The 16578-nt window shown below is 49.1% G+C and carries 12 protein-coding genes and 7 tRNA genes; 8 read left to right on the plus strand and 11 right to left on the minus strand.

Translation table 11 applies throughout. The features are described 5' to 3' along the window. Positions 1–142: 142 nt before the first annotated feature. The 8 genes from AC15IQ_RS11950 to AC15IQ_RS11985 all read right to left on the minus strand — a co-directional run bounded on the left by AC15IQ_RS11950 (position 143) and on the right by AC15IQ_RS11985 (position 7018). Positions 143–3265 (minus strand): type I restriction endonuclease subunit R, encoded by a 3123-nt coding sequence (locus AC15IQ_RS11950; protein ID WP_483179387.1) that lies wholly within the window; start codon positions 3263–3265, stop codon positions 143–145. 9 nt (positions 3266–3274) lie between these two features. Next, a complete protein-coding gene (locus tag AC15IQ_RS11955) occupies positions 3275–4600 on the minus strand; it encodes a restriction endonuclease subunit S (RefSeq protein WP_483179388.1) in 1326 nt (441 codons plus the stop codon). Then, on the minus strand, positions 4590–6137 hold the full coding sequence (locus AC15IQ_RS11960; protein ID WP_483179389.1) for a class I SAM-dependent DNA methyltransferase: 1548 nt from the start codon (positions 6135–6137) through the stop codon (positions 4590–4592). The genes AC15IQ_RS11955 and AC15IQ_RS11960 overlap by 11 nt, the downstream gene beginning before the upstream one ends. Positions 6138–6551: 414 nt before the next feature. Next, a tRNA-Lys gene (locus AC15IQ_RS11965) sits at positions 6552–6627 on the minus strand. 14 nt (positions 6628–6641) lie between these two features. Continuing rightward, positions 6642–6716: transfer RNA gene (locus tag AC15IQ_RS11970), tRNA-Gln, on the minus strand. A gap of 47 nt (positions 6717–6763) precedes the next feature. Next, positions 6764–6840: transfer RNA gene (locus AC15IQ_RS11975), tRNA-His, on the minus strand. Between the two features lie 22 nt (positions 6841–6862). After that, positions 6863–6939 (minus strand) — tRNA-Arg (locus tag AC15IQ_RS11980). Between the two features lie 5 nt (positions 6940–6944). Further along, positions 6945–7018: transfer RNA gene (locus AC15IQ_RS11985), tRNA-Gly, on the minus strand. 330 nt (positions 7019–7348) lie between these two features. Here AC15IQ_RS11985 and AC15IQ_RS11990 point away from each other — a divergent pair. Beyond that, entirely contained in the window at positions 7349–8395 is a 1047-nt protein-coding gene (locus AC15IQ_RS11990; protein ID WP_483179390.1) for a two-component system sensor histidine kinase NtrB, read from the plus strand. On the opposite strand, the gene AC15IQ_RS11995 is transcribed toward AC15IQ_RS11990, so the two are convergent. Then, complete coding sequence (locus AC15IQ_RS11995; RefSeq protein ID WP_483179391.1) at positions 8392–8817, minus strand: UDP-N-acetylglucosamine 2-epimerase; 426 nt, start codon at positions 8815–8817, stop codon at positions 8392–8394. The two genes, AC15IQ_RS11990 and AC15IQ_RS11995, sit on opposite strands and share 4 nt — an antisense overlap. A gap of 116 nt (positions 8818–8933) precedes the next feature. Here AC15IQ_RS11995 and AC15IQ_RS12000 point away from each other — a divergent pair, with 116 nt between their 5' ends. Next, positions 8934–9698 (plus strand): SDR family NAD(P)-dependent oxidoreductase, encoded by a 765-nt coding sequence (locus AC15IQ_RS12000; RefSeq protein ID WP_483179392.1) that lies wholly within the window; start codon positions 8934–8936, stop codon positions 9696–9698. 86 nt (positions 9699–9784) lie between these two features. On the opposite strand, the gene AC15IQ_RS12005 is transcribed toward AC15IQ_RS12000, so the two are convergent. Continuing rightward, positions 9785–9861, minus strand: a tRNA-Pro gene (locus AC15IQ_RS12005). Between the two features lie 303 nt (positions 9862–10164). Beyond that, on the minus strand, positions 10165–11022 hold the full coding sequence (locus AC15IQ_RS12010) for a L,D-transpeptidase family protein (RefSeq protein WP_483179393.1): 858 nt from the start codon (positions 11020–11022) through the stop codon (positions 10165–10167). A 152-nt stretch (positions 11023–11174) separates the two neighbouring features. Between AC15IQ_RS12010 and AC15IQ_RS12015 the strand changes: the two genes are divergently transcribed. From AC15IQ_RS12015 to clpX, 6 genes are all read left to right on the plus strand, one after another. Further along, the gene (locus AC15IQ_RS12015; protein WP_483179394.1) at positions 11175–12371 is read left to right on the plus strand and encodes a tetratricopeptide repeat protein; all 1197 of its coding nucleotides are present in this window, start codon (positions 11175–11177) and stop codon (positions 12369–12371) included. A gap of 83 nt (positions 12372–12454) precedes the next feature. Further along, positions 12455–12910: a peptidoglycan-binding domain-containing protein gene (locus AC15IQ_RS12020; RefSeq protein ID WP_483179395.1), complete on the plus strand. Its 456-nt coding sequence runs from the start codon at positions 12455–12457 to the stop codon at positions 12908–12910. Between the two features lie 70 nt (positions 12911–12980). Next, positions 12981–13055, plus strand: a tRNA-Gly gene (locus AC15IQ_RS12025). Positions 13056–13226: 171 nt separating this feature from the next. Next, positions 13227–14567, plus strand: coding sequence for a trigger factor (tig, locus tag AC15IQ_RS12030; protein ID WP_483179396.1), 1341 nt, complete (start codon positions 13227–13229; stop codon positions 14565–14567). Positions 14568–14620: 53 nt separating this feature from the next. Next, positions 14621–15217, plus strand: coding sequence for an ATP-dependent Clp endopeptidase proteolytic subunit ClpP (gene clpP, locus AC15IQ_RS12035; protein ID WP_483179397.1), 597 nt, complete (start codon positions 14621–14623; stop codon positions 15215–15217). 27 nt (positions 15218–15244) lie between these two features. After that, entirely contained in the window at positions 15245–16495 is a 1251-nt protein-coding gene (clpX, locus tag AC15IQ_RS12040; protein WP_483179398.1) for an ATP-dependent protease ATP-binding subunit ClpX, read from the plus strand. The last annotated feature ends 83 nt before the right edge of the window (positions 16496–16578 follow it).

Genomic DNA, 16578 nt, shown 5'->3' on the forward strand with positions numbered 1-16578 from the left:
TTCTATAACCCACCAAGCATTAACAGCGACCCAGTGTAATAATTCTAGGCTGGTATGCTTAGTGCTCCTGCTATAGCTCCTGATTTATTCGAGGCTGTAACCAAATCCCCAAATGCAACTTAGCTACCAGTGTAAAGTGAGTCTACGCCACCCAGTCCTTACACAACGTCTCAGCTTGCTCCAATACCAGCTCCGTGGCCTTAGCCTGCTTATCCGGAGGGTAACCGTATTTGCGCAGTATCCGTTTGATCATGACTCGCATCTGCGCTCTGACGTTCTCACGCACTGACCAATCTATCTTCAGGTTTTTGCGCACCGCCTTGACCAGTTCCTTGGCGATTTCCTTGAGGGTATCGTCACCCAGCACCTTAACTGCACTATCATTGACTTCTAAAGCATCATAGAAGGCTACCTCATCGTCTGTCAGTCCCAGTTTTTCACCCCGCTGGCTGGCTTCCCTCATTTCCTTAGCCAGTTCAATTAACTCCTGTATGATCATGGTGGCTTCAACTGCCCGGTTCTGGTAGCGGCGGATAGATTTCTCCAGCATCTCGGCAAAGGAGCGGGACTGCACCACATTCTTACGGCTGCGGATGCGAATTTCACCTTCGATTAGCTTCCTCAGCATCTCTACCGCCAGATTGCGGTGGGGCATGTTCTTTACATCCTCCAGAAACTCGTCCGATAGTATGGAAATATCCGGCTTCTTTAAACCAGCCGCCGCAAAGATATCAATTATCCCTTCTGGAACCACCGACTTGGATAGGATTTGGCGAATGGCATAGTCGATATCATCAGGACTCTTGCCATTGCCCCCGCTTCCTTTCACCAGTACAGCCTTGACGGCCTGAAAGAATACCAAATCATCACGTATGGCTAAAGCTTCTTCATGAGGGACGGCCAGTGCAAATGCCTGTGATAGCTCTACCACCGCCTTAACAAAGCGGTTCTTGCCATCCTCCTGAGACAGGATATGCTCCTGAGCCCCTGGCAAAACAGTAACGCGCTCGGTGGGACTGCTGCTAAACCAGGCAGACCAGTTGAAACCTGACATAATTCCAGTGCAGACTTCATATTTGCCCTTCATAACCGCAACGGCCTCTTCCTGATTTATTGCGGTATCACCTTTACCTCCACTGGTGGTGTAGTTGGCCATAGCCAGGCTTAGTTCATGGGCCAGGCCCAAATAATCAACCACCAATCCCCCTGGTTTATCCTTGAATACCCGGTTAACACGGGCAATAGCCTGCATCAGGCCATGCCCCCGCATGGGTTTGTCAAGATACATGGTATGCAGAGATGGAGCATCAAATCCAGTCAGCCACATATCCCGCACGATAACTATTTTAAACGGGTCATCCGGGTCCTTGAAACGGTTGGCGAGTTGTTCCCGACGCGGCTTGTTCCTGATGTGCTGCTGCCAATCGGTGTTGTCACTGGCTGATCCGGTCATAACAACCTTAATAATACCTTTGTCATCATCGGCATGGTGCCAATCAGGACGGATAGCAGTAATGGCATTGTAGAGATCAACACATATGCGCCGACTCATGCAAACCACCATAGCCTTGCCATCCATGGCCTCCAGGCGTTTTTCAAAATGGTTTACCAGGTCTTCAGCAATAAGGCCAAGCCTCTTTTCAGTGCCAACCAGGGCTTCCAGTGCAGCCCACTTGGTTTTGAGTCTCTCTTTACTCTGTAGCTCCTCGCCTTCGGTAGCTTCTTCAAATTCGGAATCTAATCTGGGCTTCTCTGATTCATCCAATACCAGCTTGGCCAGGCGGCTTTCATAGTAAATGGGTACAGTAGCCCCATCAGTCACAGCCTGCTGAATGTCGTAGATGCTGATATAGTCACCAAATACTGCTCGGGTGTTTTTATCGGTTAGCTCAATTGGTGTACCGGTAAATCCTATGAAGGATGCATTGGGCAATGCCTCCCGCATATAACGGGCATAACCGTCCATAAAATCGTATTGGCTGCGATGGGCTTCATCGGCAATTACCACAATATTACGACGGGCAGATAAGAGTGGCTGCCTGTCTTCGCCTTCAATGGGGAAGAATTTGTGCACTGTGGTAAAAACCACCCCGCCTGAACCGGTATGGAGCAATTTGCGCAAATGAGTGCGGCTTTCGGCCTGCACTGGTTGCTGGCGCAACAGTTCATGGCAGCGTGAAAAGGTGCCAAATAACTGGTCATCCAAATCATTGCGGTCTGTAATAACAACTATGGTGGGATTCTCCATGGCGGGATGGAGGATTACCTTACCGGCATAAAAGGCCATAGTCAGGCTTTTGCCTGAGCCCTGGGTATGCCAGATGACTCCAACACGCCTGTCTCCAGCCTTACCCCCAAGGTAAAAACCAGGGGGATCGGCAGCCAAGGCCGACTCAACCGGAATGGCAGCACGAATGGTTTCATTCAGGGCATGATTTACGGCATGGTATTGATGGTAGCCAGCCATCTTCTTGATCAGCACTCCGCCACCGACATCTTCGAAAACCGTGAAGTGCCTGAACAGGTCCAGAAAACGGCCTTTGTCAAAGAAACCTTGTAATAGCACCTGGATCTGGGTCAGCATATTATCCGCAAGTTCATTTCCGTCTATAGTTCTCCAGGGCATAAAGCGCTCTTTGTCTGCGGTCAGCGACCCGATACGGGCTTGCACACCATCGGAGATGATTAAGGCCTCATTATAATAAAACATTGAAGGAATCTGCTGCTTATAGGTCTGCAGTTGCTTGAAGGCTTTCCAAATGTCTGCATTGGCATCAGCCGGATTCTTCAGTTCGATTACCGCCATGGGCAGTCCATTGATGAAGATAACTATATCCGGGCGCCGTTCAATGCCATTCTCAACAACCGTAAACTGGTTGACAGCCAGGAAATCATTATTAATGGGGTTGTCATAGTCAATCACGTGGACAATATCCCCGCCAATCGAGCCATCCGGGCGCTGGTATTCTACAGTTATACCTTCAACCAAATATTTGTGGATGACGTAATTATTTACTACCAAAGAAGGCTGATCAGGATGGAGAAGCTTGCGCAAAGCTTCTCCCAGAGCATCAGCCGATATGGTGGGATTGATAAGCCTCAACGAATCTCTGAGCCTTCGTTCCAGTATGACCTGGCTGTATGTTTCGCGCTCAGCCAGCAACTCACCGGGAGCAATATCGAGACCGGAATGAACGGTATATCCCAACCCCTGCAACCATAAGAGGGCCGCTTCTTCCAGTTCAGATTCATAAAAAGCCGTCACAATATCACCTCACAGATAGCGGCTGGCGATGCGTTCTGCGTCAGGGACACGGAGTTTACCGGAGACTAATTGGGGGAGAAGGGTGTCGCGAATATCAGCCAATGTCCTTATTTGCTGCATATTATTGGAGATTTTATCAAATAGACTATCGACAGCCTTTCCAAACACATCAAATATTTTGTGTTCCTTATTCGGTACACAAACCTTAAACATAGATATACTTTGAGCCTGGACCCGCTGACGTCCACTAGATCCGCTCATTTGTTGAATCGCATAAGATCTGAAAGAATTGTTACGTGCTAATAGGTATGCGAATACAGGTGGTATTGGATCATGAGGTCGAAGTACAAGATATTCCGTGGAGCCCCAACCTGTTTCGTTCTTATTTAAAAAGTCGATAAAGGCAGTTTTACCATTTTCCAAACAAGGTGTTATGCGTGCAACCAATGTGTCACCATTAATAAATTTCATGCCAGTACTGAAGTGCCGTTTGGTCCAGAATAAAGGCGATGGACCCTGCGTTGGCATATTTGCCATGTCTAAATACGTAGCTAAAGTACCTTTCGGCACCTTGCGAGGTGGATTGACATGCACTATGTCACTGAGATTAGTGCTGTGCCAACCGTCAGGTAACTCGCCCATATCGGTTTTTCTTAGTTTCTCGGGAAAAAGATCAGTAATGTGAGGAGCCAACCCTGGTGATTGCTGTCCGGAAGCCCTATAGCGCACTGGGTCGAAGTCAATAAACCAACTCTTGAATATGGCCTGGGCTATTTCCTCCAGGGTCTGGTTCATCTTTTGGTTGAGATCGATTTTGCCGTCCAGAGCACTAAGAATAGCGGCAATTGCTTGCTGAATTCTAATTGGTGGAACAGGGACCCGGATTTTCGCCAAATCGCTACCTCGAATGCCAGCAGCAGCTACCTGCTCTACTATGGAGTTGATCAAATCACGTCCTACCGAGGACTTAAAAAGGTAATAGTAGAATTCCGGGATAGCAATATCCCTATTACATCGAACCCTAATAATATGCGATTCGAAGGTCCTTGGTTCGTGCCATGGTAGTACGATACTGACTTTGCCAGCACCTGCAAGCGTCAATGAAGACCTTGCAAATAATAAATCACCAGCTTCCAATAAAAATGACTCGCTTTCCTTTGCCGAGACTGGTACCTTTTCCATGTCAGGATTTAATATTCTATCATAGGCGAATAATTCGCCCATATTTACCATCGGCACACCGGTACCTCTTATAGCTTTTGGACGAGTAAGGCCATTTTTGGATGGAACTGCGTATAGTTCTCCGAACGGCATTTCTGGCCAACTAGTTACCATACCCAATATCCTCCAGGTTAGCCCAAATTAGTTCATCTAGGCGAACTGCCTCAGCCATCTGCTCTTTCAGTTGAGCAGTCAGCCTAGCCATCTTTTCTTCAAAAGGCTCTCCATCATCTTCAACCTCTGCAGCACAAACATAGCGTCCCGGGGTTAGAATATAGTCATGCTTGCGTACCTCGTCTAATGAGGCGCTGTAACAAAAGCCGGGTACATCCGCATAGGTAGCCTGACAGTTTTTATCCCCACGCCAAGAATGGTAAGTGTCAGCAATCTTCTGAATATCCTTATCAGTCAGCTCACGGTGTACACGGTCAATCATGGTGCCCATCTTTCTGGCATCAATAAACAGTATCTGCCCTCTACGATCCCGGAAGCGACTATTCTTGCGATCCCTCGCGACGAACCACAGGCAAACGGGGATTTGAGTGGAGTAAAAAAGTTGCCCAGGCAAAGCCACCATGCAATCCACCAGGTCATCTTGCTCAATGATGTTCTTTCTAATTTCGCCTTCACCAGACTGATTTGAGGACATAGACCCGTTGGCAAGTACAAATCCAGCTATGCCGGTAGGGTTCAGGTGGTAAATAAAGTGCTGCACCCAGGCGAAGTTGGCATTACCGGTGGGAGGGGTGCCATAGACCCACCTTTTATCTTCCTTTAATAAGTCTCCACGCCAATCACTGTCATTAAACGGGGGATTGGCCAGGACATAATCGGCCTTTAAATCAGGGTGCAGGTCACGATGGAAGCTGTCTGCGTGTTCTTTACCCAGATTGCCATCAATACCACGGATGGCCAGGTTCATCTTGGCCAGTCTCCAGGTGGTATGGTTGGACTCCTGCCCGTATACGCTGATATCCCCAATGTGGCCGCCATGAGCCTCTACAAACTTTTCAGACTGTACAAACATGCCCCCAGAGCCGCAGCATGGGTCAAATACCCTGCCTTTATAAGGAGCCAGCATTTCAACTAGTAGCTGCACCACACAGCGGGGAGTATAAAATTGGCCGCCCTTCTTGCCTTCCGCACTGGCGAACTGAGATAGAAAATACTCATACACCCTCCCCAGGATGTCCTTAGACCGGCTGTCCTGGTCACCCAGGCCGATATTGCCAATAAGGTCAATCAACTGCCCCAGGCGCTGCTTATCCAGGCGGGGATGAACATAATCCTTAGGCAATACACCCTTTAATGAAGGGTTATCCCTCTCAATAGCCAGCATGGCATCGTCAACTATTTTGCCGATGGTTGGCTGTTTGGCATTGGCTACTAGATTAGACCAACGAGCCTCCTTGGGCACCCAGAAAATGTTTTCCGCCCGGTATTCATCGGGATCTTCAGGGTCAGCCCCATGGACCTGCTCCGCCTCAAGAAGGGCATGCTGCTCTTCAAAAGCGTCGGATATGTATTTAAGAAAGATCAAACCCAGGACCACATGCTTGTATTCTGCCGCATCCATGTTTGACCTTAATGCGTCTGCAGCACTCCAGAGCTGCTTTTCGAAGCCCAGATTGGCTCCGTTTCCATTAGCCATGTGTACCTCCAAAGCAGTGAGTTATCTCCATATAATACTCAGCGACCAGACAATATTTTGTCATAATTTACATATTTCCGCACAAAATAGGTAAATCCTGCCTGCGTGGGATTATTGTCCTTCAGTATGTGTTTATAAAAGAGAGGTTTGGTACCTGTGACTACCTAACGAGCTGGGGAGAAGCAGTAGCGGGTAGGTAGTTAAGGGTGCCAACACGACTGGGAACAATTATGCCCATGATACTCTGATTATGCAAAAATGGTAGAGCTATAGCCACTGAAGAGCTGTTCTCTGCAAAATGCAGTCTGCCCCGAAAAATGTGTCATTGGGGTGTCATGAGCCTTTTCTAATAGAAAAAAGCCCATATTCAGAAATATAAAAACCGCGCAATTCGCGCGGTTTCTCGTTTTCTAATGGTGAGCCATGGAGGATTCGAACCTCCGACACCCTGATTAAAAGTCAGGTGCTCTACCTGCTGAGCTAATGGCCCTTGTTTTATAAATATGGCTGGGGTGGATGGATTCGAACCAACGCATGACGGAGTCAAAGTCCGTTGCCTTACCGCTTGGCTACACCCCAACAGATTAGAGTATACTCAAACCCGGTTAGCAGTGTCAAGGTTAAATTGGGGTGGGTGATGGGACTCGAACCCACGACCCCCAGAGCCACAATCTGGTACTCTAACCAACTGAGCTACACCCACCACAAACAAGTCAGTTCGAAAGTGGCGTCCCCGGAGGGATTCGAACCCCCGACCCACGGCTTAGAAGGCCGTTGCTCTGTCCAGCTGAGCTACAGGGACAAAAATGGAGCGGGTAGAGGGAATCGAACCCTCGCAACCAGCTTGGAAGGCTGGGGCTCTACCACTGAGCTACACCCGCCCGCAAAGTGTATTATACCTTTTCTGATAGCCCATTACAAGGAATACTTTAATTAGTTTTATTATTACCTTTGTGCCTCTGTTGTCATTTGGACTAATTACTATTATATGCACGGTTGACCGTCTATATACCCTCACTATTATGGCGAAGTTGTCTAATACACTTTGAATTTCGGGTTTGAAAGCGACATAGTATGTCAATATTCCTAAAGGTGTAAGCATGAACAATAGCCAATCTACCGAAATAAGGTAGTGTTAACAGAAAGAGGGAACAGACATAAGTAAATCAAAACCAGGTAAGCAACCATGTGGCAAAGATGCCTTCCAGCTGGTGGAGCCTTACTACCGCGCCATTTTCGAAAACACCGGCACAGCCATGCTCATTTATGGAGATGATGGCCGGATTTTGCTGCTCAACTCGGAATTAGAACGGCTGTGTGGTTGCAGTCGGGATAAGATCGAGAAGCTGGACTCATTAAAAGAAATTTTTCATGATGACAGTTGGGAGCGATTGAAGCACTGCGATCAGATGCTGGCATTGCAGTTGGAAAGGGTTCCATTGCGCATCGAAGGAAAAATACGCGGCCAGCAGGGGCAGGATAAGTATGTACTGATCACCTTAGCCCCTATACCTGACAATAAGCACCGGGTAGCATCAATGATCGATATCACAGAGAGCAAAAGGCTGCGAGAGGAGATCATGCGCCTGGACCAACTCAACTTGGTAGGGGAGATAGCTGCCAGCATCGGCCATGAGGTGCGTAATCCCATTACCAGCATTCGTGGCTTTCTGCAAATCATGCGGGAGAATATACAATACGCGGAAGAATGGGAATATTTCGATCTGATGCTAGAGGAGATTGACCGGGTCAATGCCATAATAACGGAATACCTGTTGATGGCCCGGACAAAAAAGCCAGAGCTGCAGCCCAAGAGTATAAATCACATTCTCCAGAGCCTCTTTCCCTTGTTAAATGCCGATGCGCGCAGACAGGACAAAAACCTCTGTATGGAGTTGGAGGATATCCCCGTGCTGATGCTGGATGAACAGGAAATACGCCAATTGGTATTCAATCTGGTGCGCAACGGCCTGGAGAGCATGCCGGATAATGAGACCCTGACCATTCGTACTCAGCAGAGCTGTGATCAAGTGATTCTGGAAGTGATCGATAGGGGCGGGGGGATCCCCGATGAGATCATAGACCATATCGGGGTGCCCTTTTTCACCACCAAAGAAAACGGCACCGGGCTGGGCCTGCCGGTCTGCTATAACATCGCCGCCCAACACCAGGCCTCGATCCAAGTGGATTCCAGCCACAACGGGACTTGTTTTAGGGTTTGCTTTGCGGCGGGTGATGGGGCTGCCCCCATTGGCTAATAATTCCAAACCTTTTTTATGATCCCGGTATAACTTTGAATGATCTTGATAACCTTGGTGCTGACGCTTTCATCGGCGTAATCGGGGACATTTTCTCCCACATCACCATGCTCGGCCATATCCAGGGCCAATTCCATGGCTTGCAGGAATTCAGCTGTAGTGCCGCTGGTGAGAATGAAATTACCCTCATCCATAGCCTCGGGCCGCTCTGTATTAGTGCGCACATAGACCGCAGGAAACTTGAAATAGTTGGCTTCTTCCGCCAGGGTCCAACTGTCTGAAATCACGCAAAAGGCGTTTAACTGCAGGTGGTTGAAATCAAAAACGCTGAAAGGCTGAGACCAGCGCACATGAGGATGGAAGGTCAACCCCCTCTCCTCGATGATCTTTGAACTTTGAGGGTGCAGGCGTGTGATCCGCAACCGGAACCGCCTGGCATTACAATTTAAACACTGGGGATATCCTCTTACCCGGTGTCTTATTTTTGCATCTTTAGTTACTGCGGGGAAATACTAAGCAAAAACCTCAGGAGGAAACCATGGAGTTTTCAAACAAGGTAGTGGTTATCACAGGCGGTGCCGGGGGCATTGGCATTGAAACCGCCAAGATATTTGCCCGGGAAGGCGCATCGATTGTCTTAGTCGATCTGTATATGGGGGCTTTGAAAACTGCGGCTGAAGAGATAAAAGCCGATAATATTGTTGTTGTACCGGCTGATGTGAGTCAGGAGGCGCAGGTCGAGCATTATGTAAACAAAGCCATAGAAGAATTCGGTAAAATTGATGTTTTTATTAATAATGCAGGGATTGAAGGGCAATTCGGTTTTATCACCGATATTACCGGTGAACAACTGGATCGGGTTCTCAATGTTAATATCAAAGGGGTCTTCTATGGCTTAAAACATGTGGTTGCGGCAATGAAAAGCCAAAACAAGGGATCTATAATCAATATCTCATCAGTAGCAGGTCTGATCGGTTCGGTCGGATTGGGACCATATGTGGCTTCAAAACATGCGGTTTTAGGACTGACAAAAACAGCAGCCCTCGAATATGCTCAGTGGGGAATAAGAGTAAACGCGGTATGTCCAGGACCGATTAACAATAGGATGATGAGATCCATAGAGCAAGGGGCCTTGCCTTCCGACCCGGCATCAGTAAAACAAGGGTTTGAGCAACAGATTGCCCTGAAGCGCTATGGAGAATCTGAGGAGGTAGGAGAACTTATTGTGTTCCTGGCTTCAGACCGTTCATCATATATAACCGGCAGTTACTACACTATTGACGGTGGGCTGACCGCCGGCTAGGTGCTTATCAGGGAATACGATGAACAACAAAGGGTTTGTTTCATTGCGCAAGCCGAGAAACAAACCCTTAAGTATGTGCATAATACTGGTCGGGGCGACAGGATTTGAACCTGCGGCCTTCTGATCCCAAATCAGACGCGCTACCAAGCTGCGCCACGCCCCGAACTCTTATATCTTATCATCCCCCAGATGAAAGTGTCAATTTTACTGCTGCGGCCAGAAACTTCACGTCTTCGTCGGAGAGGGCCAGAAAAGTTGTTTCGGACTCACATTAATCCATCATCACCCCTGTCGGTCCGCTTTCACAATCCGGTGGCAGGTTTTAGACGGCGCAGATCATTAATACCGTTTATGCACAGTATCGATGAAGGCGGCAGCAGTTACTTACTGACGCCGCCTGTCAATTGAAGCCCCCCCTCTTTATACCTCTTGGTGATGAACTGTTGTTATATAATGAAGCTCTTGCTTATGGGTCAGTATCGTTGCTGCGCACATCCAAGGCCTTCTGCAAGGCGACATAGGTATTGGGGCCGATTATCCCGTCAGCAGTGATGTTGTTAGCCTGCTGGAAGAGCTTCACCGAATCCTCCATTTTCTTGCCGAAGACCCCGTCGATCCTGTATTTGTAATATCCCAGGCGGCGCAGCCGGCGCTGCACCCGGGCTACATCGTCTCCCCTGGCTCCTATCCTCAACACCCTTCCGGTAATGCTCTCACCCATGATATACACCGGTGTGCCTATAGGAACCATCTCATAAAGTGCGATGACATCCTTATTATACATGCGTATGCAGCCGTGGCTGGCCCTGCGGCCAATGGAGCGAGGGTTATTGGTGCCGTGAATGCCGTAGCCGCCCCAAGGAACCGACAGGCGCATCCAGCGGGATCCGAAGGGTCCTCCGGGATTGACGGCTTTCTGAACGATGGTCCAATTGCCCGGCGGGCTGGGGGTGCTCTTTTTGCCAATGGCCACCGGGTAGGTGCGGTATGTATCAAGGCTGGAGTAGAAATGCAGGCGGCGGGTCTGCAGATCGATGGTGATGACCGGATAGCGCTGCAGGACTACAGCCGACTCATATAGGGTGGCACACTGGCCGCCGATCATGCACCAGGTATCTGGAGCGACTATACCATCCGGGTTTATTCCGACTTTTTCCTGCCATTCCCGCAAGGCCTGATCGGTCCCAGCATGAAAAATGTCGTCGACTTCATCGTGCAGATACCCCAGGGTGTGTAAGGACTGATTGACCGCCAGGACGTCGGGACCCTGCATGGAAGGCTTGGTAAGACGCAAAAAACGGGACATATACATATATTCGATCACACTCCTCGCGAGCTTATTTAATACATGCTTATTTGTGACGAGCCGGACTGATGACAAATATAAAGCCCGGTTTTTGGGGGAATTTGACTTACAATTTTTGGAAGGTATTTGCTCGCTTTTGTGGAACTTAGCAGGGAAGGGGGTGGTATTGTTTGAACAACAACCATGAAACTACGCAAGAGCACCTGGAGCTGGCCCTGGCGAAGATGGAAGAACGTGAAATCTCTGCGGCCCTGGCGGTGCTGAATGAACATATGGAAGCTGATGATGTGCGCTGGCTGGAAGCGGCTGGGGAATGCTGCTATCGCTTGGGGGATTTCAAGCAGGCGGTGTCTTGGTGGGAGCAGGCCCGGGAGACCAAAACGGCCAGCGGCCCGGTATTAAAGCGCCTGGCGGAGATACGCAAACCATCCTTCCAGTTTTGGATGAAGCGCTTTGAGGAGGCTATCGACCTTATGGAGCGCAAGAATTTCGCGGCAGCCATGGAAAGGCTGCAGGAGCTCAAGCTGGAAAAGGACGGTTTTGTCAGTCTCTACGAACTCCTGGGACTGTGCTATTTGGCTAACGGAGATCGCAGCCGGGCGCGGCAGGCCTGGAACAAAGGCCTGGAAATTGATAAGAGTCATCAAAATCTCCTGGGCTACCTGGCCGCCACTACAGCGGCAGGCAAATCAAACCTTCCTCAGGTCCCGGTTGCAGTTAAGGCCAAAGCCGAAGAACGCAAATACCACAGCAAGTCCTTGCAGCTATTGGCAGGGGCCGCCTGTTTGATGGTAATCCTGGGAGTCGCGGCCTGGCAGCAGAATTCGGTTCCGGCGGTAAGCCGGCAGGCCATACAAGCGCCGCTGCAAACAGTAGCCAGGGCTGATTACCCGTCCCCGGAGACCCCAGCGGCAGTAGAGCAGAAGCCTTTTGAAGAGGGCTTAGGCCAGGATTACGGGGAAGAGCAGATGGGTGGCACATGGTATGATGAAGGCCAGGCCAAGCATTATTACCAGGCCGGATTCCAGGCTTACCGTAAGGGCGATTTTAAGAATGCCTCCAGCAATTTAGGCATGGTAGTATCGATGGGCCGGCAGGATTATCTGCACCGCGAGGCTCAGTATTACCTGGCCCGGATCTCGTTCCTGCAAAAGGATTATGTCCGTGCAGAACGGTTGTACAACAGCTATCTGGACCTGTTCCCCAACACCAACTATTACGATGACAGTCTGTTCTATCTGGGCTGGGTCTATAATGAACTCGGTCAGACAGATAAGACCCGGGAGTGTTTTAAACGCCTTGACGAACAGAGTGAGCCGGGAGGCTATCAGACCACCCCGTTGTATAAGCGGGTCATGAATTCTTAAAGAATATAGCTAAGAATGCTTAATCAACACCTCTTTTGTGACGATATTATATCCAGGATATAATTGCAGGAGAGGTGTTTGGCGTGAAATATGAAATGCTGCTGGTTTTGCTGCTGGTTTTATCCTTGTGCGGATGCGGCGTGCCCAGCAGTTATCCGGATACTGCCAGGGTGCAGTCTTCAGCAATGCCCAATGAAGTGATGCAAGGCTTAGAGAACACTGTTGACAGTATATTGCGTGAGCAGGCCTCTGCTAATAGTGATTTAAAGGAATTAAAGCATCTTCAAATCAGTACTCAGCAGTACCACCGCAAGTCTGGAGTTGATACGGCTTACACTGAGGCTAAAATAGAATTCTTGACCGAAGAGGATATAGCCTTTGCTCAGGAATTGCTGGTAGAGCAAGGCTATTGGGACGATAGCAAAGCGCCTGAAGAGGCCTTTAAGGCTGCTCTGACCGCTTATCAGATGGAAATGGGCCTTTCTGTGAGCGGGCGCCTGGATGGTCCCACAATATGCAAGATGCGTTCTTTAAGATAAAAAATCTTACTTTACCCGACTTGACTTATGGACAAGTGTGGCTATACTGTATATTATAGAAAAAGCGTATGCGGAAGTGGCTCAGTGGTAGAGCATCGCCTTGCCAAGGCGAGGGTCGCGAGTTCGAATCTCGTCTTCCGCTCCATATGCATACTATACCTCGGCTGCTGCCGGGGTGTTGTGTTTTGGTTATATTTAGGGTAAATTCTTTATCAGGGTAATTGGTATTTACAAACCGCTCAATGAGGGATAATCTAAAAACATTGTGGCAATGATGAGCAGTGATAAGTATTGGATGCAGTTAGGAGGAGCATAAATGGAAGCCAGGTTAGAAAAAATAGAACACAGTGAAGCTTACATAGCAGTAGAGGTCGACGCACAGCGAGTGGAAGAAGGCCTGCAGCAGGCCTATCATAAAGTCGTAAAAGAGGTATCTTTGCCTGGATTCCGAAAAGGCCGTGTTCCTCGTCAGTTGTTGGAAGCCCGTTTTGGGCCTGAGATCCTCTATCAGGATGCTATTGAATTCATCGTGCCTTTAGCTTATGAGCAAGCCGTAAAGGAACTGGAAATCACACCCATCGCCCAGCCCAGCCTTGAAGTCGGAGAGATGCAGAGCGGTCAGGCTTTTACTTTCCAGGCCCGCATTCCGATAAAGCCTGAAGTGGTGCTGGGTGAAATGGAAGGTTTGGAGATCTCGGTGCCGGTTATGGAGGTCACCGACGAGGATGTTGAGAGAAAGATCGATGAAATGCGTGCCCGCTATGCGGAACTGGTGGTAAAAGCCGAAGACGAGCCAGCGGTCAACGGTGACACTGTATTCCATGATTTTGAAGGCTTCGTCGACGGGGTGCCATTTGAAGGCGGCAAGGCTGAGAACTATCCGCTGGAACTCGGTTCCAATACCTTCATCCCCGGTTATGAAGAACAGGTAGTGGGGGTGAAAACCGGAGAAGAGAAAGACGTAACCGTTACTTTTCCGGAGAGCTACCAGTCCGAAGAGTTGGCCGGTAAAGAGGCCGTATTTAAAATCAAGGTCAACAAGATCGAGACCAAGAAGCCCCGCGAACTAGATGCTATGTTCGTTCAGGAAGTCAGCGAGTTTGAGACCGTTGATGAGCTTATCGAGGGTATCCGGAAAAATCTGACCGGCCAAATGGAAGCCAGGCGCCGCGACATCATGCGCCAGGAGGTCATAAAAGAAGCCCTCAAGCGCTGTGAAATGGAAATAGCTGAGGCCGTGGTCAAGGAGCACGCTGAGTTTATGTTGAAGCAACTGGAATACCGCATGGCTTCACAGGGCATGGAACTGCAACAGTATATGCAGTATACCGGGGGAAGTATCGAACAACTGCTGGAATCCCTGTATCCTGAGGCTGAGAATAAGGTCAGGAGCGACTTCTTCCTGGAAAAACTGGTCGAAGAAAAAGGGATTGAAGTCAGCGACGAAGAAATAAACAAACATATAGAAGATGTAGCCCAAAACACCGGGTTGTCGATTGAAGATGCCCGGGAACAACTGCAAGAGATGATGGCAGCGGTTACCATGCAGCTTAAGATCGATAAAGCCATAGATTATCTAATAGAAAAGGCGGTAGTTACTGAAAAGCAGGCTGAGGCCGAAAACGAAGCACCTGCTGCAGACTCTGCTATAGAATAAACGCACCGTAAATATCCGATTTGAATAATCTTTGTACTAAGAGGTGAATAATCATGTCATATCTGGTTCCCATGGTAGTAGAACAGACTAATCGGGGTGAGAGGTCATACGACATTTACTCCCGTTTATTAAAGGACCGTATCATCTTTTTGGGCAGTGCCGTAGATGACACTGTGGCTAACCTGGTGATAGCGCAGCTTTTATTCCTGGAAGCGGAAGCCCCCGACAAGGACATATCGCTGTATATCAACAGCCCTGGCGGGTCTATCACCGCCGGCATGGCCATATATGACACCATGCAGCATGTGCGCCCGGATGTTTCCACCATTTGTGTCGGTTTGGCCGCCAGCATGGGAGCATTTCTATTGGCTGCAGGGGCCAAAGGCAAGCGTTTTGCCCTTCCCAATGCGGAGATAATGATTCACCAGCCCTGGGGAGGCACACAAGGTCAGGCCACCGATATCGAAATCCGCACCCGGCAGATCTTGAAGGCCAAAGCTACCTTGAACCGTATCCTGTCGGAACGAACCGGTCAGGATCTGGAGAAGGTGCAAAGGGATACCGAACGAGACTATTATATGACTGCTGTCGAAGCTAAGGAGTACGGCCTCATAGACGAGGTTTTCAACAGAGAATCCCAAAAGAAATAGGGGAAGCTCGCCAAGAGGGGTGAACTTATGCACAAGTACGGGGACGAAAAAGGCCAGCTGAAATGTTCGTTTTGCGGCAAGACTCAGGACCAGGTCAAGAAGCTGGTGGCTGGGCCAGGTGTGTACATCTGTGATGAATGCATCGAGCTGTGTAATGAGATCATTGAAGAGGAACTGGCCGATGATCTGGGTTTTGAAATGGGGGATATCCCCAAACCAAACGAGATCAGGGAAATCCTTGATGACTATGTGATTGGTCAGGAGAAGGCCAAGAAATCATTGGCAGTGGCTGTTTACAACCATTACAAGCGCATCAACCTGGGAATGAAACTGGACGATGTGGAACTACAGAAGAGCAATATTATGATGCTGGGGCCGACCGGCAGCGGAAAAACCTTACTGGCCCAGACTTTGGCACGCATTCTCAATGTGCCTTTTGCCATTGCAGACGCCACCTCTCTTACCGAAGCGGGGTATGTGGGTGAAGACGTGGAGAACATTCTCCTCAAGCTAATACAGGCGGCTGATTATGATATTGAAAAAGCTGAAAAAGGCATCGTCTATATTGACGAGATCGATAAAATAGCCAGGAAGACCGACAACCCCAGCATAACTCGTGACGTATCCGGGGAAGGGGTGCAGCAGGCTCTGTTGAAGATACTGGAGGGAACGGTGGCTTCTGTTCCGCCTCAGGGCGGACGCAAGCATCCCCATCAGGAATTCATACAGATCGATACCAGCAACATCCTGTTCATCTGCGGGGGAGCCTTTGAAGGCATCGACAAGATCATTCAAAACCGCATCGGTCAGCAGGTAATGGGCTTCGGCGCCGACATCAAGATCCGTCAGGAGAAAAAAATCGGCGAGATCCTGGAGATGATACTGCCGCAAGACCTGTTGAAATATGGCCTCATTCCAGAATTTGTAGGCCGGGTTCCCATAATCGTTACCCTGGAAGCCCTGGATGCCCCTGTTCTGATCAGGATCCTCAAAGAACCCAAAAACGCCCTGGTCAAACAGTATAAGAAACTTCTGGAACTAGACGGGGTGGATCTGGAATTCATGGAAGACGCCATGGAGGCGATCGCACAGGAAGCCCTGCGCCGCAACACTGGCGCCCGGGGACTTCGGGCCATTATTGAAGACATCATGTTGGATGTGATGTATGAAGTACCTTCCCGTATCGATATCACCAAAGTGGTTGTTACCAAGGATGTTATTGAAAAAAGGGAGAAGCCCCTGTTGGTAACTGTGGAGGCTAAACGCAAGGTGCAATAAAACCATACTGGGCAATAAGGAAAAGGCAGCGAAAGCTGCCTTTTTTTACTTGCTGGTTTTCCTTATACCGATGATAAGCCTTC

It is taken from the genome of Syntrophomonas sp. DTU019 (assembly GCA_913757435.1).
GTDB lineage: Bacteria > Bacillota > Syntrophomonadia > Syntrophomonadales > Syntrophomonadaceae > DTU019.

What these genes read in the sequence shown, in the direction of transcription:
- AC15IQ_RS11955 (WP_483179388.1), bottom strand. Translation starts at nt 4,600, where the DNA reads ATGGTAACTAGTTGGCCAGAAATGCCGTTCGGAGAACTATACGCAGTT.
- AC15IQ_RS11960 (WP_483179389.1), bottom strand. Translation starts at nt 6,137, where the DNA reads ATGGCTAATGGAAACGGAGCCAATCTGGGCTTCGAAAAGCAGCTCTGG.
- AC15IQ_RS12000 (WP_483179392.1), top strand. Translation starts at nt 8,934, where the DNA reads ATGGAGTTTTCAAACAAGGTAGTGGTTATCACAGGCGGTGCCGGGGGC.
- tig (WP_483179396.1), top strand. Translation starts at nt 13,227, where the DNA reads ATGGAAGCCAGGTTAGAAAAAATAGAACACAGTGAAGCTTACATAGCA.
- clpP (WP_483179397.1), top strand. Translation starts at nt 14,621, where the DNA reads ATGTCATATCTGGTTCCCATGGTAGTAGAACAGACTAATCGGGGTGAG.
- clpX (WP_483179398.1), top strand. Translation starts at nt 15,245, where the DNA reads ATGCACAAGTACGGGGACGAAAAAGGCCAGCTGAAATGTTCGTTTTGC.